Here is an 18,733-nt window from a genome sequence, read left to right as displayed (position 1 = left end):
AAAGACTTATAAAAAGTGAAGCGCAGCAAAACGGTTTATGCAGTCTGTTCAACTTCAAAATCTTGGTATTTTGCTGTCAAAAAAGGAAGAAATAGTGAGGTCTGGACTTTAATCGAGATATCTATGTGAAGTACAAAAACATAGGAAGTGGCTCCAAATGATAAAATAATATTCCTATGTAGCGGAGGCATTCATAATTTTTGCTCAGGAATGAAGTGCACCATTCAGCGGTAGCAGAATGGGTAACGAAATGGAAAGCGAGAATTATGAATTGTGTCCAAGATCATTTTTAGAGAAGCGTTTTTCCCGAAATGAAGCTTTTCTCGGAATGCAGGAAAATGTGCTGAACGAGGTCTAAAAACAGTAAAAATGTACTTCAATGGGTCTTGAATACTTACAAAGATATCATCCGAAAAAAAATAACTGACATTATTAAACACCAAGTTTTTAAAATTCATTTTTTTTTATAAATAATATGAAAATTAGCCGATTCTAAGTATTATATCAATTAAAAAACTCATCTTTTCACTAGAATTAAACTGTACAAACACCTAAAACACTTCCTTTATTAATATAAATTTCTTTACTTGTAGAGAGAATAGTTTTAAACATGAATAACAATCTATTACACACTGTAATACAAAAGATTAACACTATCTGTCAAGTTGTATCTGTACAACACTAAATTCTATAATTATATTAAACCAAAGCAAATATGAAGGGAAAATACAATCTTTTTAAAACTGTCAGAAAATTGTTAATGTTAACATTTATTTCTGTGGTATTTTTTTCATGTAAAAAAGAAACTTCACAAAAAGAAAATTGGAGTTCAGAATCTGAAATCTTGTTTTTAGATTTCGAAAAAGAAGACATTAATAACAATTTCATTGACATAAAAGGAAGTCACAAAATTGTTGAAAATAATGGAAATCATGCATTAGAAATTTCCTTTAAAAAAGATGAAAAAATTACAGGAGTTAAATTAACACCGAAAAATAATTTCAAATTAAATAAAAGCAAAAAATATAGTTTAGTTTTTGATGCAAAAAGTTTAGGGGACGAAACTACTTTTTTAACAGTTTATGCCGAAAACGGAAATGGAGAAAGAGTAAGAAGAATTACAAACATTGATACAGGTGAATTCAAATCATATTTCTTTGAACTCACCTCAAATAAAACTGACATAAATAGTGGTTTAAGAGATACTCCTAAAGCTTGGAAAACCGAAGCAACTCATATGAAAATTAGTGGACTTCTATATAATATGGATTTTTCTGAAATAGCAGGAATAGACTTTTTTAGATTAGAAGGTTTAAAAGACAAAACTATTTTAGTTGATAATATTAGAATTGTAGAAAGCCCAGAAAGAGATCCAAATTTTTTAAAAGGAATTGTAGATAAATTTGGGCAAAATGCAAAAAGAGATTTCCCTATAAAAGTACATTCTGATGAAGAACTAAAGAAAATTGCTGATGTAGAATTAAAATCTTTAGCAGAATATACGTTAATGTCAGATAGAAGCCAATATGGTGGATGGAAAGATGGTCCTAAATTAGATGCAACGGGTTATTTTAGAAAAGAAAAAGTTGATGGAAAATGGGCTTTAATAGATCCAGAAGGTTACTTATATTTTTCAATTGGTTTAGCAAATGTACGTATGGCAAACACTACAACGTATACAGGTATCGATTATACAGATGAAAAATTATATCATAGAGACCCGGAAGATGTAACTCCTGAAGACTCTAAAGGTATTATAGAAATACCTACAGAAACCATGAAAACAGCTCATGTAGTTAATAAACTTAGAAATGACATGTTTCTTGAATTACCAAAAATTGATGATGCTCTAGCTAATCATTATAGTTATAGAAGAGAATCTCATTTTGGGCCTATAGAACATGGACAAACATATAGTTTTTATAGAGCGAACTTAGAACGTAGATATGGAGAAACAAGCAAAAATTCTTTTTTTGATAAATGGTTAGAAGTTACAGAAAACAGAATGCGTAATTGGGGATTCACGTCCTTTGGAAACTGGATTGACCCAGCATTTTATCACAGAAATAACTTACCTTATTTTGCTAACGGATGGATTATTGGAGATTTTCAAAAGGTATATTCTGGTTCGGATTATTGGGGACCAATGCCAGATCCTTTCGATCCAGAATTTGAAAGAAGAGTAATAAAATCAATTGATGTTGTTTCTAAAGAAGTCGAAAACAATCCTTGGTGTATGGGTGTTTTTGTTGATAACGAAAGAAGTTGGGGGAATGAAAGTTCTACAAAAGCACATTATGGATTGGTTTTAGATGGTTTATCTAAAGGAAAAGATAGCTATTTAAAGCAACAGTTTATGACTATTTTAAAGACTAAGCACAAAACTATTGGAAACTTAAATAAAGCTTGGAAAACAAATATAGCTAGTTGGAAAGAACTTGAAAAAGGTGTTGATTATAAAAAACAAAATGAATTTCCTGAAGGTATGGTGGCAGATTTTTCTGTAATGCTCACAGCTTTTGCTACCAAATATTTTAAAACTGTTCATGATATTTTAGAAGATAAAATGCCAAACTATATGTACATGGGATGTCGTTTTGCTGTTTGGGGAATCACAAAAGAAGTTCGTGAATCTGCAGCTAAATATGTTGATGTTTTTAGTTACAATCATTACAAAGAAGGTATTGGTACTAAGTACTGGAAATTTTTAGAAGAAATAGATATGCCAACCATTATTGGAGAATTTCACATGGGAGCACCAGATTCTGGGTTATTTCATTCTGGTTTAGTTCATGCAGCAGATCAAAAAGATAGAGCTAATATGTGGGCAGATTATGCAAACTCTGCAATAGACAACCCATATTTTGTAGGAGTACATTGGTTTCAATATTTAGATTCTCCACTTACTGGTAGAGCCCACGATGGTGAAAATTATAATGTAGGTTTTGTCTCTAATACAGATATTCCTTATCCACCAATGATTAAAAAAGCAAAAGAAGTAAATTCAAATTTATATACAAGAAGGTTTGGTAAAAAAATAAAAAAGTAATTAAAAAATGAAACGTTTACTTAAAACAAAATCGAAACAATTATTAGCCCTTGGGTTTCTATTAATTTCTCTTATCAGTTGTAATAAAGGTAAAGAGAAAAACAATCCTATAAAATTTATAGACGTAACTAAAGAAGTCCATTTAAATACAGAAAAAAACTGGAAATATGGCGGACCAACTATCGCAGACATCAACAATGATGGAAAATATGATTTACTTTTAGGTAATCATGACAACACACCTATTCAATTATTTTGGGCACAAGAAAACAATACTTTTAAAGAACAAAAAGGGCTTTTCCCAAAAGCAGATTTACATGGAATGGCTGCAGGTGATTATGATAAAGATGGTGATTTAGATTTGCTAATTTCTTTAGGAGGCGGAAACGGGTCAACACCACAACCTCAACGCTTGTTACGTAATGATAATGGGAAATTTGTGGATGCTACAGAAGAAACTGGGTTATCAGAAATGGGAGCTCGTGGTCGTTCTGTAAGATGGATAGATTTAGATAATGATGGTGATTTAGATTTTCTTCAAATTAATGCAGAACAAATGGTCAATGAAGAAATTCCAAGAAATCTATTATTCGAAAATAATGGAAACGGAACATTTACTTATAAAAAGAGTGAAGCTTTTGAACAAATTAATGCAGAACGTTTACTAATTACAGATTTTAACAATGATGGAATACTAGATTTACTAACATTTTCTCCTTATGCTGCCGCAGAATTTTGGAAAGGAAATAACGATTTTTCATTTACCAACTTATCTAAAGAATGGTTACCTAAAGAGTTACAGAATATAGACCAGATGAGTACTGCTGCACAGGCAGACATAGATAATGATGGTGATTTAGATTATTATTTAGCAAGAGGTAAAAGTTATTATCAAATTGCAAATAATTCTATTTCTTTTGATGAAAAACTGAAACGATTAGATTTAAGAGATGAAGGAAACAAAAGTCATGATGGTATAACTTTTTATGCGGATGCAGCTATACAACTTTCCGATTTTTATCGTTTTCCTAGAGGCCCTGAAAAACCAAGTATTCCGTTGTTTATTGGAAGTTCTAAAACCGAACATAAAATGCCTTTTGACATTCAAAAAGTAACGCAAAATGAAGCGAATGGATTTCCCGAAAATTTAGACAAAAGCGGATGGTACTTAGGCTATTTGGGTGAAGGAAAATGGCGTTTAGAATGGTTATTAAAAACCAATTTAGCATGGGATGTGAGAGCATCTGTTGTTGGTGTTACAAAAGTAGTACCAGATTGGACTCCTCAAGACTTGGGTGTTCCAGATGTTTTGTTGATTAATGAAGGAACTCATTTTATAGATGGGTCTAAACATTTGCCTAAAGAAAGCTTGGAAAACAATTGGGGAATAACTACAGGAGATTTTGACAACGATGGCTTTAATGATTTCTTCTTATATCGTTTTGGTGGTTTAATCCAAAGAAGTGAAGACGTGATTTTTAAAAATAAAGGAAACTTAGAGTTTGAATCTATTTTAACACATGGAGCAAACAATATTCCATCTAAATCTCATGGAGATATGGGGGCAACTTTCGATTATAATTTAGATGGTAAAATAGATATTTTAAGTGGAGATGATGATAATGGACAATGGCATTTATACGAGAACGAAACAGTTTCTGTAAACAATTATGCCCTATTTAGAGTTGGTAATTCTAAATCTAATGTAGATGCTTATGGCGCTAAAGTTTACATCACAACAAAAATTGGAAAACAATTCAAACTTATTGGTTCTAGTAGTGCTTCTCATGCTCAAAGCTTTTTAAATACTGTTCATTTTGGTCTAGGAAAAGAGAAAGTAATTGAGAAAGTAGAAGTGGTTTGGAGAAGTGGAGAAAAATCAACTCTTACCAATTTAAAAGCAAACAAAATCTATCAATTTTAAATAAGATGAAACAAATTAGACTAGAAATAGAAAACAAAGTTGGCTATATCGTTATTAACAAACCAAAAGCCAACAGTTACGACCTTGATTTTATGACCTCTTTATCAGAAATTATTGATGAAGCAAATCGTAATAACAATGTAAAAATAATAGCCATAAAAAGCGAATTAGAAAAGTTCTTTTGTGCAGGAGCAGATGTAAAGGTTTTTCAACAAAATTCTGTTGCTGAAAACAAAAAGATGGTTATACAAGCCAACTTGGTAGCCTACAAAATTTCTAAAAGCCCTAAAATAGTAGTTGCTTTATTAGATGGTCATACTTTAGGTGGTGGTTTAGAACTGGCATTAGCTTGCGATATTCGTTTGGCAAGTGATGGTCAATATTTAATAGGGTTACCAGAAATCAATTTAGGATTGATGCCAGGAAATGGTGGAACTCAAAGATTAATCAGAATTGTAAACCAAAGTAAAGCTTTAGAAATTTTAATTTCAGGAGAACCAATCATAGCAAAACAAGCTTTTGATATTGGATTGGTAAATCAATTATATGCTAAAGAAAATTTTAAAGAGCAATCTAAATCTTATTTAGAAAAATTAGCAAAAGGACCATTATTGGCAATGATAGCCATTAAAGAATCTGTTCATAAAGGAATAGAGCTCTCTCTTGAAGAAGGATTAAAATTAGAGACACAATTAGCAGATGGATTGTATGATACTCCAGATGCACAAGAAGGATTAAAAGCCTTCGTAGAAAAAAGAAAAGCAATCTTTAACTAAAAATAGTATTTATGGAAACAACAGTATACAGATGTTACATTAACGGAGAGTGGATTGAAAAAAGTTCAGGAGAAAAGATTGATGTAGAAAACCCAGCAAATGGAGAAGTATTTGCTGAAATTTACTCGAGTAGTTTAGACGAAGTACAACAAGCATTAGAAGCTGCTGATAAAGCGCAATTTGCTTGGCAAATGTTACCAGCTCAAGAGCGTGCAAATTATTTGTATAAAATTGCAGAGAAGTTAGAAGAAAGAAAAGAGCATTTTGCCAAGTTACTGGTAATGGAACAAGGAAAAACTCTTGTAGAAGCTCGTTACGAAGTTGATGATACTATAAGATATATGACGTATTCTGCTGAAGCAGGAAGACGTATACAAGGTGCTATTTTTCCTTCAGACCAACCTAACGAACAACTTACTATACACAAAGTTCCTTATGGAGTTACGGTAGGTTTAATGGCTTTTAATTATCCTTTGGCTTTAATTGGACGTAAAATTGGTCCTGCTTTAATTACAGGAAATACAATGGTTATAAAACCATCTGAATTAACACCAATAACTGCATCTGAATTTTGTAAAATAATTGATGAAGTTGGCTTACCAAAAGGAGTTATTAGTATGGTTGTTGGTTATGGACATACTGTTGGTGCTGCATTAGTAGAAAATCCAATTACGAGGTTAATTTCTATGACTGGAAGTACAAGAGCAGGACAAGCTATTTACAAAGGTGCTTCGCAAAACGTAGCAGGATTAGTATTAGAATTAGGTGGAAAAGCGCCTTTTATAGTTTTAGAAGATGCTGATATTGACAAAGCTGTTGAAGCTGCTGCTATATCTCGTTATGCAAATTGCGGACAAGTATGTATTTGTAATGAAATGGTTTTTGTTGATGAAAAAATTGCAGACGAGTTTACAGAAAAATTAATAAAAAGAGTTCAAAAAATTACAGTAGGTAACCCAATGACAGATGTAAACATGGGACCAAGTTTAAGCGCTGCTGCCTTAAAAAGAATCGATGAAGTTGTTCAAAAAAACATAGCACAAGGAGCAGAATTAGTTTTAGGTGGTAAAAGACCAGAAGGTAAAGAATTTGAAAAAGGAAATTGGTATGAACCAACCATTTTAACAAATGTAAAACCAGGTGATGCAACCGTGCAAGAAGAAATGTTTGGACCGGTTTTACCAATTGTTAAAATTAAAGGTTTTGAACACGCTAAAGAATTATTAAATAAACGAGATGATAGTTTATCTGCTTATTTATATACAGAAAATCATAAATTAATAATGCGATCTATTCAAGAGTTTGAAATAGGAACCATTTTTATTAACAAACAAATTGTAGGCTACATTCAAGGGCATCATTCTGGTCATAAAAAAGCTGGTATTGGTGGTGAAGATGGAGTTTACGGTATCGAACAGTATTTACAGAAACGAACAATTTACATGAGTTACGAATAAATTATAAACCTTCCATAACTAACGTCAATCAATAGGAAATGACTCAATGGAAGCCACATGTAACCCATAAAAACAAATAATATTAGTACATGAAACAATTAAAAGGAATAACTTGGAATCACAGTAGAGGATTTACATCAATTGTAGCCGCTGCCCAACGTTTTACAGAATTAAACCCAGATGTTGAAATCGTTTGGGAGAAAAGATCATTGCAAGCATTTGCAGATGAACCAATTAATGAATTAGCAAAACGCTACGATTTTTTAATTATTGACCATCCTTGGACTGGCTTTGCTGCTAGAACAGAAGTAATTTTACCATTAAATAAATTTTTATCAGATGAATACTTAAAAGACCTAGCAGTAAACACTGTTGGTAAATCTCATGAAAGTTATTCTATAAAAGGAAAACAATGGGCTTTAGCTATTGATGCTGCTACACCTGTTGCAGCGAGCAGACCAGATTTGTTCGAGAAATTAAATTTAAAATTCCCAGAAACTTTTGATGATTTAATAGAATTGTCAAAAACAGGAATGGTTGCAATTCCAGGAATCCCACAAGATACTTTAATGAGTTTCTATATGATTTGCTCTACTTTAGGTGAAGATGTTTGTACTTCTGATAAAGAAGTTATTTCAGAAAAAACAGGAATAAAAGCACTTCAAATATTAAGAGCTCTTGGTAAAAATATCAAAAAGGAAAATTATGATTGGAATCCTATTAAAGTATATGAAGCAATGACTTTAACGGACGATTATATTTATAGTCCTTTCGCTTATGGTTACACCAATTATTCTCGTGAAGGCTATGCTAGAAAGCATTTAAAGTTTCATGATATGGTTGCAATTGATAATCAAAAATTAATAACAACTTTAGGAGGTACTGGATTAGCTATTTCTGCAAATACTGAGCATCAAGAAATTGCTGGTAAATTTGTAGAATATGTAGGTTCAGAAGCAACTCAAAAAGGTGTGTTTTTTGATAACGGAGGTCAACCAGGACATAGACAAGCTTGGTTAGATAAGCGTGCAAATGATTTAACAGATAATTTCTTTAAAGATACTTTACCAGCGTTAGATAGAGCTTTTTTACGCCCAAGATATCATGGTCATATGTATTTTCAAGATAGAGCTGGTGCGCCAATTAGAGAGTATATGATGAATGGAGGAGATGAACAACAGCTATTAAAAGATTTAAATGACTTGTATTTAAAATCATTAAAAGAATAACTATGAAATTACCTTTAGAAGGCATTTTGGTATTAGAATTCTCTCAATTTATGGCTGGACCATCTGCAGGATTAAGATTAGCTGATTTAGGTGCAAGAGTTATCAAAATTGAAAGACCTGGTTCTGGTGAAGCAGGAAGAGGTATTGCTTTAAAAAACTTATTTTTAGATGGCAGTAGTTTGGTATTTCATACCGTAAATAGAAATAAAGAATCTTATACTGCCAATTTAAAAGATGCAGATGATTTAGATCGTGTTAAAAAATTAATAGAACAAGCTGATGTTATGACACATAATTTCCGTCCAGGAGTTATGGAGAAAATTGGCTTAGATTATAAAACGGTTCAGAATATAAACTCAAAATTAGTGTATGCATCTGTTACTGGTTATGGTACAGAAGGTGAATGGGTTAAAAAACCAGGTCAAGATTTATTAATTCAGGCGATGTCTGGTTTTGCAAAGTTAACAGGAGATAAAGATGATAATCCAACTCCTGTTGGTGCTGCTGTTTCCGATTTAATTACGGGAACACATTTGGCTCATGGAATTTTATCAAGTCTTTTAAAACGTATCAAAACGAATAAAGGGGCTTTGGTTGAAGTGAGTTTATTAGAATCTACACTAGACCTTCAATTTGAGGTTATTACCGGCTATTTAAGTGATAATAATCAAAAACCAAATAGAGCTAAACAAGGAAATGCACATGCATATTTAGGCGCTCCTTATGGCGTTTATCAAACAAAAGATGGTTATTTATCTTTAGCAATGGGCTCTTTAACAAATTTAGCTAACATTCTTAACATTTCACAATTAGCATCTTATTCTGACCCCAATTCTTGGTATGAAAAACGAGATGAAATAATGGATGTTCTTCGTGCTTTTTTAATCGAAAAAAACACACAAGATTGGTTAGATATTTTAGAACCTAAAGGAATTTGGTGTTCTGATGTTTTTGATTATAAAAAATTATTGAACCATGAAGCATATGATCTTTTAAAAATGGATCAAAAATTACCATTAATTTCTGGCGAAGAAATACACACAACACGCTGCCCAATAAGATTAAATGATGAAAGGCTTTTTAATAAAAAAGCAGCACCAAGAGTTGGACAAAATACAGAAGCAATTATTAAAGAATTTAATCTATAAATAGGATGAAACCATTAGAAGATATATTAGTTATAGATTTAAGTCAGTTTTTATCTGCACCTTCTGCTACTTTACGTTTAGCAGATTTGGGAGCAAGAGTTATTAAAGTAGAGCGCCCTAAAACTGGAGACATTAGTCGTCAATTACATGTTTCTAATCTAAAGATGAATAATGAATCTCCTTTATTTATAGCTGTTAATAGAAATAAAGAAAGTTTTGAAGCAGATTTAAAAAACGAAGTAGATAAACAACGTGTTTTAAAATTGATTGCAAAAGCAGATGTTTTAGTTCATAATTTTAGACCTGGTGTTGTAGAACGTTTGGGTTTTGATTATGAAACTATTAAAAAAATAAATCCAAAAATTGTTTATGGAAATATTTCAGGTTATGGAGATGAAGGTCCTTGGAAATCTAAACCCGGACAAGATTTACTTGTGCAATCATTATCTGGTTTAACCTGGTTAAATGGGAATGATGGAAGTGGCCCTACACCTGTAGGAATTGCTATTGCAGATATTTTATCTGGCTCTCATTTAGTACAAGGTATTTTGGCTGCTTTAATTAAAAAAGGCAAAACAGGTATCGGTACAAAAATTTCTGTAAGCATGTTAGAATCTATTATAGATTTTCAATTTGAATCTATTACCACGTTTTATCATGATGGAGGAGAACCAACTGTTCGTCCAAAGAGTAATAGTGCACATGCTTATTTAGGCGCTCCTTATGGTGTTTATAAAACACAAAACGGCTATTTCGCTTTAGCAATGGGCTCTATTCCTTTTATTGGAGAATTAATTGGTTGCAATGAATTAGCCGAGTATCCAGAACCAGCAAGTTGGTTTACAAAACGTGATGAAATAAAAACGATTTTAGCCAACAAATTAAACACCAATACTACAGAACATTGGCTTTCAATTTTAGAGCCAGCAGACATTTGGTGTGCTAATGTTATGGATTGGGAAACACTTTTTAATCAAGATGGATTTAAATCTTTAGACATGATTCAGAATGTAAGAATGGGTGATGGATATGAGTATAAGACAACAAGGTGTCCAATAAAGATTGATGGTGAGTATTTTACATCAACCCTAGGATCTCCAAGTTTAGGTGAACATACAGATAAAATATCTCAAGAATTTTTAGCCTAAAATTACAGACATTATTTTATTTATTCGAAAAAGTAAACCTCTCTATAAATAAGAGAGGTTTACTTTTTTTTATTACTTAGAAACTATTTCTAAAGGAAGAATTTCATCTTCATACATATCTCCATCGCTAGAAGTAAAAGTGACTCTAAGTTGATAAAAATGGTTTTCTTGTAATTGGTTAGACGGAATATAATCTTTCAATGAAAAAGTCATATTTGCTGTTCCACTTGTTGTTTTTAACGCTTCTTTATTTACAAGAACCACATCTTTTACAGGTATCCATTTACTTTTAAAATGACGTAACCAAAAACGAATTCCGCCTTCATCTGCCGAAATCACTTTGTTTCCAGATCCTGCATGATATTTAACAGTCACTTTTAAATTATCACTCACTTTTATCTGGTGATTCCCATACTTTTCCTTGTTTAGTATTTTAACATAAGGTGCAGTATAAGGAGCAACCGTAACTTTAATTTCTGATGAAATAGAATTGTCTTTTGAAGATGCTTTTACAATTGCTTTTCCTGGTTTAATTGGGTTTGCATTACCATTTTTATCAACAGTAAGAATATTTGTATTACTAGATGTCCAAATAATTTCAGAATTGGTCTTATTTTTTGGTAAAATGCTTACGTCTAGAGTTTTATTTTTCCCTTTATATAATTCTATTTTTTCTGTTTTAAAAGAGATTGAAGTAACTGGTGAGTTTTTATTAGAATCAATATTTACATAATCAGTATTGTAAATATTGTTCGCTTCTTTGTTTTTAAACGCTACAGTTTCTCCATTTCTCCATCTAACTTTAATACTTTTTATTTCAGATTCATTTCCCAATCCAAAATGTACAATGTTCATTAAACTTTGGGAAAATATTTCTCCTGCAGAACCAACTCTTTTTCTATATTCATTATCAGCTGTTTTTACAATAACTTCTGCAGAAATAGGATCCACATTAGATTTTGGAGAATAACCTACTTTAATAGTTACATGCTTGTTGTCTGACTTTGTTTGATTATTGTACAAATACCATTCTCCGTTTTCACTACCATTTAATAAATCTAATTGCCCATCTAAATCAAAATCAAAAGCTTGCCCCATATCTCCATTCCCTGGTCCACCAACATCATTTGCTCCATGCATTGTTGTTGTTTCAAAAGAATTATTACCTGTATTTAATAACATATAATCAGAAATTCTTGCTCCTACTCTACCCCAACGATACACAAATAAATCTTGATGACTGTCATTATTAAAATCTCCAGTTGTAACACCTAAAGCGTTTCCTCCTTTAGGAATATTCCAAGCTTTAGAAACATCTGTAAATTTATCTCCATCGTTTCTTAATAAAACATCGGCATTATTTCTGTTTTGCGGAATAAAATCTGGAGTAACACTTGTTACACCAGAAAGACTAAATCTGTATTGCCAAAAGAAATTACCATCACGAACCAAAGTTGCCTTCCATTCATTGTTTCCTAAATAACCGATATAGAATCCATTTTTAGAAATATCATCTGCCCATCCTTTTGCTTCTTCTGGGCTAATTTCTAACTCATCACCAGAATTTACAATTTTTGAGACCTTATTTTCCCCTAAAAAAATAGGATAATCTTTACCTAAAATAGCTCCTTGCGCCAAGTAATAATATTTATGTAATTTAATTTTGTTTTCAGCTGTAAAACTAAAAACATCATCACCTTTATAACCTCTAGTTTTTATGGCTAATTCTTTTGTAATAGGATTAAAATCTACGGAAGGAGTTTCTCCTTTTCCATGTTCAAAGATCATTCCTTGAGCCAAATACAAATCTAAATCTCCGTCATTATCAATATCAATGTCCGTAACAGCCATGATTTGTTTTGAAGAACGAACTTCGTCTGGAATTAACGCTGATACATCTGTAAATGTAAAATCTCCATTTCCTTTCCACAACGTTAAAGGGCCGTAAAAAATAATATCGTCAATATTATCGTTATTAAAATCGGTTACCAAAACTCGTGATTCGTCAACATCTTCGAGTCCTTTTACAGATCTATATTTAAAAGTTCTATCTCCGTTATTTTCATAAAAAAAATGTTGTGGTTTATCAAATTTCAAACTCGACTCGTTAATGATTAATAAATCAAGATCCCCATCTAAATCTGCGTCTATCCATCTAGTACTGCGCCCTCTACCTCCTTTTTCTACACCTACATCACCAGTGTACATAATAAATTTATTATTTTCATTAAGGTAGAAATTAAGCCTAGTAGGAATAGCTCCATTACCACCTCCTTCTTCTAAAACAAGATCTAAATCGCCATCATTGTCATAATCCCCAAGAGAAGTACCATGCAAATCATGTTTAAACCATCTTGCAAGGTCTTTGTTATGTTTTGTTACTGTACCATCTCCATTATTCCAATATATCTTACTCGTTTCTGCATTATGGTTGTTTGCAATAAAATCATAATCTCCATCATTATCTATATCTGCTATTGATGGTCCTCCATATTTTAATGAACTCACTTTATCTAATCCTGCTTGTACAGAAATATCTTTAAAAACAGGAATTTCTAATGCTGACACCTCTTCAAAATACAGACTGCTTATCGTTAAATTTTCATCTAAAGCTTGAAAACGAATTTTTACATCACCAATTTTAGGAAAACGAATTACACTCGTTAAATTCTGAATTCCTTTCTTTGGTATATTAAAGTCATCCATTAAAAGCTCATCATTTACAAAAACACTTAAACTTGCATATGCTGATGGATTATTAATAGTAAGAATGATTTTTTTTGTTAAGTTTCCTTCAACTTTATAATTTAGAATTTCTGGATTATCAGTAGAGACTTCTATTGAATTTGAAAGAATGTTATTGTTTTTACAAGAAGTAATAACACTAAACGTAAATACAAATAAAACTAGTAATATTAAATTTTTCATAATGTTTCTTTTAAGTAATAAATGTATCAATTTATTAAAAAAAATGATTGATTTACAACTTGACAAAAACTTGAACAAAACATAAAACGTTAGTAATTAAAAGATTATTTCATTATTAAAAAACAGGAATTTCATTTAGGTCAATACCTAATAGTTTTTTTGAAATTAAATTTAACTCAACAAAATCTGCTTCTATATGATAAGTAGTTTGTTTATGATATATTTCTTCTTGTGGTTTTAATTCTTTGGATGATGATAAAGATTCAAACTCATAAAATGGCCAATTGTAGCCCAAAGATTTATTTACTTCGCCATTAAAAATATTAATTACATCTCCATCGTAAGGAGCAGTGTTTTTTGGAAAACAATTTAAGTAATCACCATCATTTTTAAAATTGAAAGTAACAATGGTTAGCAAATTGTTTTTACGAGAATAACTTCCCATAATATTCTTAGTATTTTCTGGTGGAATTCCTATTTTCCCTAATAATTGAGCATCACTCTTGTAAAAAAGTGTATTATTTTTTATTTGATATCTAGTTTTTTCTTTGGTACCGAAATATGTTTTTAAACTATCTAAAGGTTTTTCTAAAGGAATAATAACTTTGGTATCTACAGATGTTAATATACTTCCTATTTCCCAAATAGATAAAAGCCCTTTGTCTTTAGTCCATTGAATGGAATCGATATTTTTCAACCAAGTTTCTGCACTAAAACCTACTACAGAAATATCAATATCCGAAGATATTTTTAAATCAGTATTAATTGTTTTTCTATCTAGAATAGAAATTTTTCGTTTTGTATTTATTTTAAATAGATAATTGTTAGCATTTACAATCTGTAAATCAGCTTGATATGTTATCGATTTTTTAGAACTACTTACTTTTTTAAATTGCTTAGAATTTAAATCTTCTTGCACTTTTATATCCTCTCCTTCTTGCCTTTTATTCTGCTCAAAGAAAGTAGCAAATTTACCATATTCAGGGCCAAACCAAACTCTACTTTCACCACCCAATCTTGCCATTGTTATTTGGTCTTTTTTATCAGTAATCAAATCCCAATTAATCCAACCATAACTTTTACCTTCTAAACCATTAGAAGAACTTGTAAATATTCTTCCTTGGTATTTACCAGAAACAGCAATCATAGATTCTCCAGATTGTAAAACTTCCAAACCTTCAATAGTTTGTAATTTTTCTAACGCTTCTCCAAAATTTCTTTCTTTAATATTTTCTTTACAATTCATAACTAATATCATCAATAAAATAAATAATAAAACCCTCACAGTATTTTTACCACTTTGTAAAATATCCATCTTTTTTAATTAGTTGTATTATTTTGCCCTCTCAAAAAAGGTACACATTATTTTTTTATCCTCATGTTTAAATTTAATTAAAAACGATGTATTATCATTATAGGTCATCAGTATTACTTCTTGATAAAAACTTGACAAGTCTAATTTTAAATGATTTTGCATTATTCATCTACTTTATAAAATGCTTAAAGAATTTTCAATTAATCTCAGAATAGGAATCCTAACGAAATAAAAAATATATTAGATGATATATACTAAATAAAAAAAGTGGCTATTTTTAGAACACTATAAAGAATATAATCTTATTATTTGAAGAATGTTGCTCTATACTGAGCAGGCGTTTTATTTGAAAATAGCTTGAATTTTCTATGGAAAAAAGAAATATTTGGATAACCTGTTTCAAAAGCTATTTGTTCTACCGAGGTTTCAGATTCTTTTAATAATTCACAAGCTTTACTAACTCTATATTCATTTAAATAGGCAGTAAACGTTTTATTAAATGTCTTTTTAAAAAACTTAGAAAAAGAAACTGGAGTCATAAAAACTAAATCACCTAATTGCGCAGCATCAATTTTGTTTTGATAGTTTTTATCCACAAAATCGATAATATTTTTAATTCTATCTGAAACCAAAGAATTCACATTAAAACGTGCTCCTAAACTTAGTACTTCATATTTTTCTAAAGATAATTCATGAAGTAATTTTATAAATTCTATTAGCCTAAGTGTTGGTGACATTTTTTTCATTGAAACCATTTTACCACCTACATCTTTTGCAGTAATATCATTAAACATTAATCCGAAGTTACTATTAATCAACATTTTTTTTATCAAAGAAAACTCATCTTTATCCATCCAACCATCTCCTAATACATCTTTTCTAAATTGAATCACAGTAGATTTAGCAAGTTCTTTTGTACTTCTATTTGTTTTCCAACAATGAGGTAAATTCGGACCTAATAACACCAATTCTCCTGGTTGATATGCTTGTATAGAATTACCCACACTTCTGATACCAGTACTTTCAGTAATAAATGTTAGTTCCCATTCTGGATGATAATGCCAAGGAGTTTGAAACTCTAACTTTTCGAAAACTCCATAATGAAAAGATTGATTTAAAGTATTAGAAATTGGTTCAAAAACAGCTTTCATTATGTATGTATTTTCACATTAAGAATTCAATATATCTAATATATGGAAAAATAGTACACTTTATGAATAATTCTGTATTTAATAAACACTTTAAAGGCGTAGTACATTTACACTATAATTTAAAAGAGTTTAAACATGCAATTTGATGTTATAGTTTCAGGAATGATGGTTGTCGATATTTTGACTGAAGTGCCTTCTAAAGTAAAATTAGGAGCAAAACACGAAGTATCAAATATAATAATACAAGGTGGTGCACCCGCAGGAAATGCGGCCTGTGTCATTGCCAAAAGCAATTTGAAAACCGCTTTTTTAGGTTATAAAGCAAATAATACATTAAGCTTAATTGCTAATGAAGAATTAAAAAAATGTGAAGTTGATACTTCTCTACTATTAGAAAGTGATAATTTTCAACCAGCTATTGCTGTTGTTGAAGTAAACCCAGAAAATGGAGATCGTACCGTTTTTTATTCAACAAACAATTACAAACCTCTTCAAACAAAAGACATCAATGAAGATTGGATTAAAAACTGTAAATTATTATTGGTTGATGGATATGATGTTGTTGGAAATTTAGAACTTTTAAAAATAGCCAATAAATACAACATTCCTTCAGTTTTAGATATTGAAGCTGGAGATATTTCTGTATTAAAAGAAATGATTTCATTAGGAAATCATATCATTTTGCCTTTAGAAGGAGCTCAACTAATTACTGAATTAAACACATCTGAAGAATGCATAAACGCATTAAACTTAATAACTAATGGACAATTAGTGATTACTGATGGCGCAAATGGAAGTTGGGCTTTAGAAAATAAAAAAATAGTACATCAAGCTGCTTTTTCTACTAAAGTTGTAGATACTACTGGCTGTGGAGATGCTTTTCATGGCGCTTATGCATCCGCTTTATTAAAAGGAAAAAACTTAGCTGAACGTATGGAATATGCTTCTGCATATGCATCTATAATTGCTACTCATTTTGGTGGGAGAAGTTATTTTCCATCAGAAAAAGAAGTAAACGAAATAATAAAAAACAAATAGAATCATGATCGTAAACACACTAGAAGAACAAACTTTTGATTCGTTAAACCCAAACGTAGATATTTTATTCAGAAAAGGAATTGTATCTGATGAGATGGAAAAACTAATTGAAAAAGCACCTGAAAAGAAAGATGTAAAAATCGGATTAATTGGAATCGGTTTTGAATTGCATTTCGATTGGGAAAAAGCAAAGCGATCTTACACTGAAGCCATAGAACAAACTAAAAGTGTTTTTGGTGAAAACAATCAATTATTAGCTTTAAAAGAACCTGTACAAACCAAAAAGGAATTACTAAAAGTATTAAACGATTTTAATATTGAAGGTATGAGTGGTTTAATCATTTACCAAGCTTCTTACATTGCTGGTGATTTGGCTTTGGCTTTAGGAAATTGGTTAAGAGAAAACAAAATTCCTTTATTAAGTTGGTCTCATGATGAAATTACCGGAGGAAGATTAACAGCAAATAGATTGTGTGGGCAAAATTTTTTATTGAACATACTAAATTCGGTTGAAGTAAAATATTCTTGGGTTTTTGACAGACCAAAATCGAAACAACTAGACATTGTTTTAGACAAATTTATTAGAGTTGTAAGTGCTAAAAAAAGAATGCAACATGCAACTATTTTAATGGTTGGAGGAATGAGAGTTCCTGGGTTTTATGACTGTGAATTAAACGAAATGTCAATAGCAAAACATTTTGGTTTAAGTGTAGATCGAGTAGATATTGAAACCGTATGGAAACATGGAGAAAAATTTAAGAAAGAAGATGTAGATGCAATTGTTCAAAAATTAATCAACTCTAAATCGTGTAAATTTCAAGGAGTAACGGAAAGAGAATTGTTTTTATCAGTTCGTTTTAGTTTAGCTATCGCTGATTATACACGTAAAGGTGAATATATTGGAGTTGCTCTAAAAAATTGGCCTGAGTTGTTTGACAATTATCAAATTGCAGGTGATGGCGCGGGAGCTTTAGTACAAGATTTAGGAATTCCTGTTGCAGATGAATCTGATATGGGCGCCTTAATTACTATGGTTACTATGAATGAAATTAGTAACGGAAATGCATTGCCAACTCTAACAGACATGTCTATTCTTAACGACAAAGAAAATAAATTAGGAATGTGGCATTGTGGAGGTTCTCCAACAAAATTATTAAAAAAAGGTACAGGGTTTGAAGTTAGAAATCATAGTATTTTAGATAATTATGATGAGGAACAATCTTACGGAATGTTATTAGAATTCTTATTAGAAAAAGGAGACATTACAATTGCCAAATATCAATATCCACATGCTTCTAGTATGCTTTCTTTTGAAGGAGAAATTATAGATTCTCCCATGAGATTTAGAGGGGCTTATGGAGAAGTAAATCCAAAAAACGTTGCTGCTTCTTCTGTAGTTGGAACGATATTAAGTAGCGGATTAGATCATCATTGGATTATTGGAAGAGGACATATACAAGAAGACTTAAAAGAATTTAATCATTGGGCAAACATAGAGAATCTACAGTTTGTTGCACCTGGAACTACAGGAAGAAGTATTCAAAAAAACCTAAACTATTAAAAACCATAC

The 18,733-nt window shown here is 30.9% G+C and carries 12 protein-coding genes; 9 read left to right on the top strand and 3 right to left on the bottom strand.

The features are described 5' to 3' along the window. Positions 1-760 precede the first annotated feature (760 nt). From MPF19_RS16260 to MPF19_RS16230, 7 genes are all read left to right on the top strand, one after another. The gene (locus MPF19_RS16260; RefSeq protein WP_249989277.1) at positions 761-3,049 is read left to right on the top strand and encodes a beta-galactosidase; all 2,289 of its coding nucleotides are present in this window, start codon (positions 761-763) and stop codon (positions 3,047-3,049) included. Positions 3,050-3,056: 7 nt separating this feature from the next. Further along, positions 3,057-4,973, top strand: a complete 1,917-nt coding sequence (locus MPF19_RS16255) for a CRTAC1 family protein (protein WP_218598554.1) — start codon at positions 3,057-3,059, stop codon at positions 4,971-4,973. A 5-nt stretch (positions 4,974-4,978) separates the two neighbouring features. After that, a complete protein-coding gene (locus MPF19_RS16250) occupies positions 4,979-5,749 on the top strand; it encodes an enoyl-CoA hydratase/isomerase family protein (protein WP_166382920.1) in 771 nt (256 codons plus the stop codon). A gap of 11 nt (positions 5,750-5,760) precedes the next feature. Further along, positions 5,761-7,206, top strand: a complete 1,446-nt coding sequence (aldA, locus tag MPF19_RS16245) for an aldehyde dehydrogenase (RefSeq protein WP_249989276.1) — start codon at positions 5,761-5,763, stop codon at positions 7,204-7,206. Positions 7,207-7,295: 89 nt separating this feature from the next. Continuing rightward, positions 7,296-8,435, top strand: a complete 1,140-nt coding sequence (locus tag MPF19_RS16240; RefSeq protein WP_249989275.1) for an ABC transporter substrate-binding protein — start codon at positions 7,296-7,298, stop codon at positions 8,433-8,435. A gap of 2 nt (positions 8,436-8,437) precedes the next feature. Further along, the gene (locus MPF19_RS16235; RefSeq protein ID WP_249560621.1) at positions 8,438-9,583 is read left to right on the top strand and encodes a CaiB/BaiF CoA transferase family protein; all 1,146 of its coding nucleotides are present in this window, start codon (positions 8,438-8,440) and stop codon (positions 9,581-9,583) included. A gap of 5 nt (positions 9,584-9,588) precedes the next feature. Continuing rightward, the gene (locus MPF19_RS16230) at positions 9,589-10,731 is read left to right on the top strand and encodes a CaiB/BaiF CoA transferase family protein (protein WP_166382912.1); all 1,143 of its coding nucleotides are present in this window, start codon (positions 9,589-9,591) and stop codon (positions 10,729-10,731) included. Between the two features lie 72 nt (positions 10,732-10,803). On the opposite strand, the gene MPF19_RS16225 is transcribed toward MPF19_RS16230, so the two are convergent. From MPF19_RS16225 to MPF19_RS16215, 3 genes are all read right to left on the bottom strand, one after another. After that, positions 10,804-13,659: an FG-GAP-like repeat-containing protein gene (locus MPF19_RS16225; RefSeq protein ID WP_249989274.1), complete on the bottom strand. Its 2,856-nt coding sequence runs from the start codon at positions 13,657-13,659 to the stop codon at positions 10,804-10,806. Positions 13,660-13,774: 115 nt separating this feature from the next. Next, positions 13,775-14,974, bottom strand: a complete 1,200-nt coding sequence (locus tag MPF19_RS16220) for a DUF6786 family protein (protein ID WP_208889864.1) — start codon at positions 14,972-14,974, stop codon at positions 13,775-13,777. A 305-nt stretch (positions 14,975-15,279) separates the two neighbouring features. Then, positions 15,280-16,125, bottom strand: a complete 846-nt coding sequence (locus MPF19_RS16215; protein WP_249989273.1) for an AraC family transcriptional regulator — start codon at positions 16,123-16,125, stop codon at positions 15,280-15,282. A gap of 135 nt (positions 16,126-16,260) precedes the next feature. On the opposite strand from MPF19_RS16215, the gene MPF19_RS16210 reads away from it, so the two are divergent. Together MPF19_RS16210 and MPF19_RS16205 are read left to right on the top strand one after the other, a co-directional pair. Next, positions 16,261-17,163, top strand: a complete 903-nt coding sequence (locus MPF19_RS16210; protein ID WP_249989272.1) for a carbohydrate kinase family protein — start codon at positions 16,261-16,263, stop codon at positions 17,161-17,163. Positions 17,164-17,167: 4 nt separating this feature from the next. After that, positions 17,168-18,724: an L-fucose/L-arabinose isomerase family protein gene (locus tag MPF19_RS16205; protein WP_249989271.1), complete on the top strand. Its 1,557-nt coding sequence runs from the start codon at positions 17,168-17,170 to the stop codon at positions 18,722-18,724. The last annotated feature ends 9 nt before the right edge of the window (positions 18,725-18,733 follow it).

It is taken from the genome of Polaribacter sp. Z014 (assembly GCF_023555435.1).
Lineage (GTDB): Bacteria > Bacteroidota > Bacteroidia > Flavobacteriales > Flavobacteriaceae > Polaribacter.
This window is presented reverse-complemented; position numbering and strand designations above follow the sequence as displayed.

What these genes read in the sequence shown, in the direction of transcription:
- MPF19_RS16260 (WP_249989277.1), top strand. Translation starts at nt 761, where the DNA reads ATGTTAACATTTATTTCTGTGGTATTTTTTTCATGTAAAAAAGAAACT.
- MPF19_RS16255 (WP_218598554.1), top strand. Translation starts at nt 3,057, where the DNA reads ATGAAACGTTTACTTAAAACAAAATCGAAACAATTATTAGCCCTTGGG.
- MPF19_RS16250 (WP_166382920.1), top strand. Translation starts at nt 4,979, where the DNA reads ATGAAACAAATTAGACTAGAAATAGAAAACAAAGTTGGCTATATCGTT.
- aldA (WP_249989276.1), top strand. Translation starts at nt 5,761, where the DNA reads ATGGAAACAACAGTATACAGATGTTACATTAACGGAGAGTGGATTGAA.
- MPF19_RS16240 (WP_249989275.1), top strand. Translation starts at nt 7,296, where the DNA reads ATGAAACAATTAAAAGGAATAACTTGGAATCACAGTAGAGGATTTACA.
- MPF19_RS16235 (WP_249560621.1), top strand. Translation starts at nt 8,438, where the DNA reads ATGAAATTACCTTTAGAAGGCATTTTGGTATTAGAATTCTCTCAATTT.
- MPF19_RS16230 (WP_166382912.1), top strand. Translation starts at nt 9,589, where the DNA reads ATGAAACCATTAGAAGATATATTAGTTATAGATTTAAGTCAGTTTTTA.
- MPF19_RS16225 (WP_249989274.1), bottom strand. Translation starts at nt 13,659, where the DNA reads ATGAAAAATTTAATATTACTAGTTTTATTTGTATTTACGTTTAGTGTT.
- MPF19_RS16220 (WP_208889864.1), bottom strand. Translation starts at nt 14,974, where the DNA reads ATGGATATTTTACAAAGTGGTAAAAATACTGTGAGGGTTTTATTATTT.
- MPF19_RS16215 (WP_249989273.1), bottom strand. Translation starts at nt 16,125, where the DNA reads ATGAAAGCTGTTTTTGAACCAATTTCTAATACTTTAAATCAATCTTTT.
- MPF19_RS16210 (WP_249989272.1), top strand. Translation starts at nt 16,261, where the DNA reads ATGCAATTTGATGTTATAGTTTCAGGAATGATGGTTGTCGATATTTTG.
- MPF19_RS16205 (WP_249989271.1), top strand. Translation starts at nt 17,168, where the DNA reads ATGATCGTAAACACACTAGAAGAACAAACTTTTGATTCGTTAAACCCA.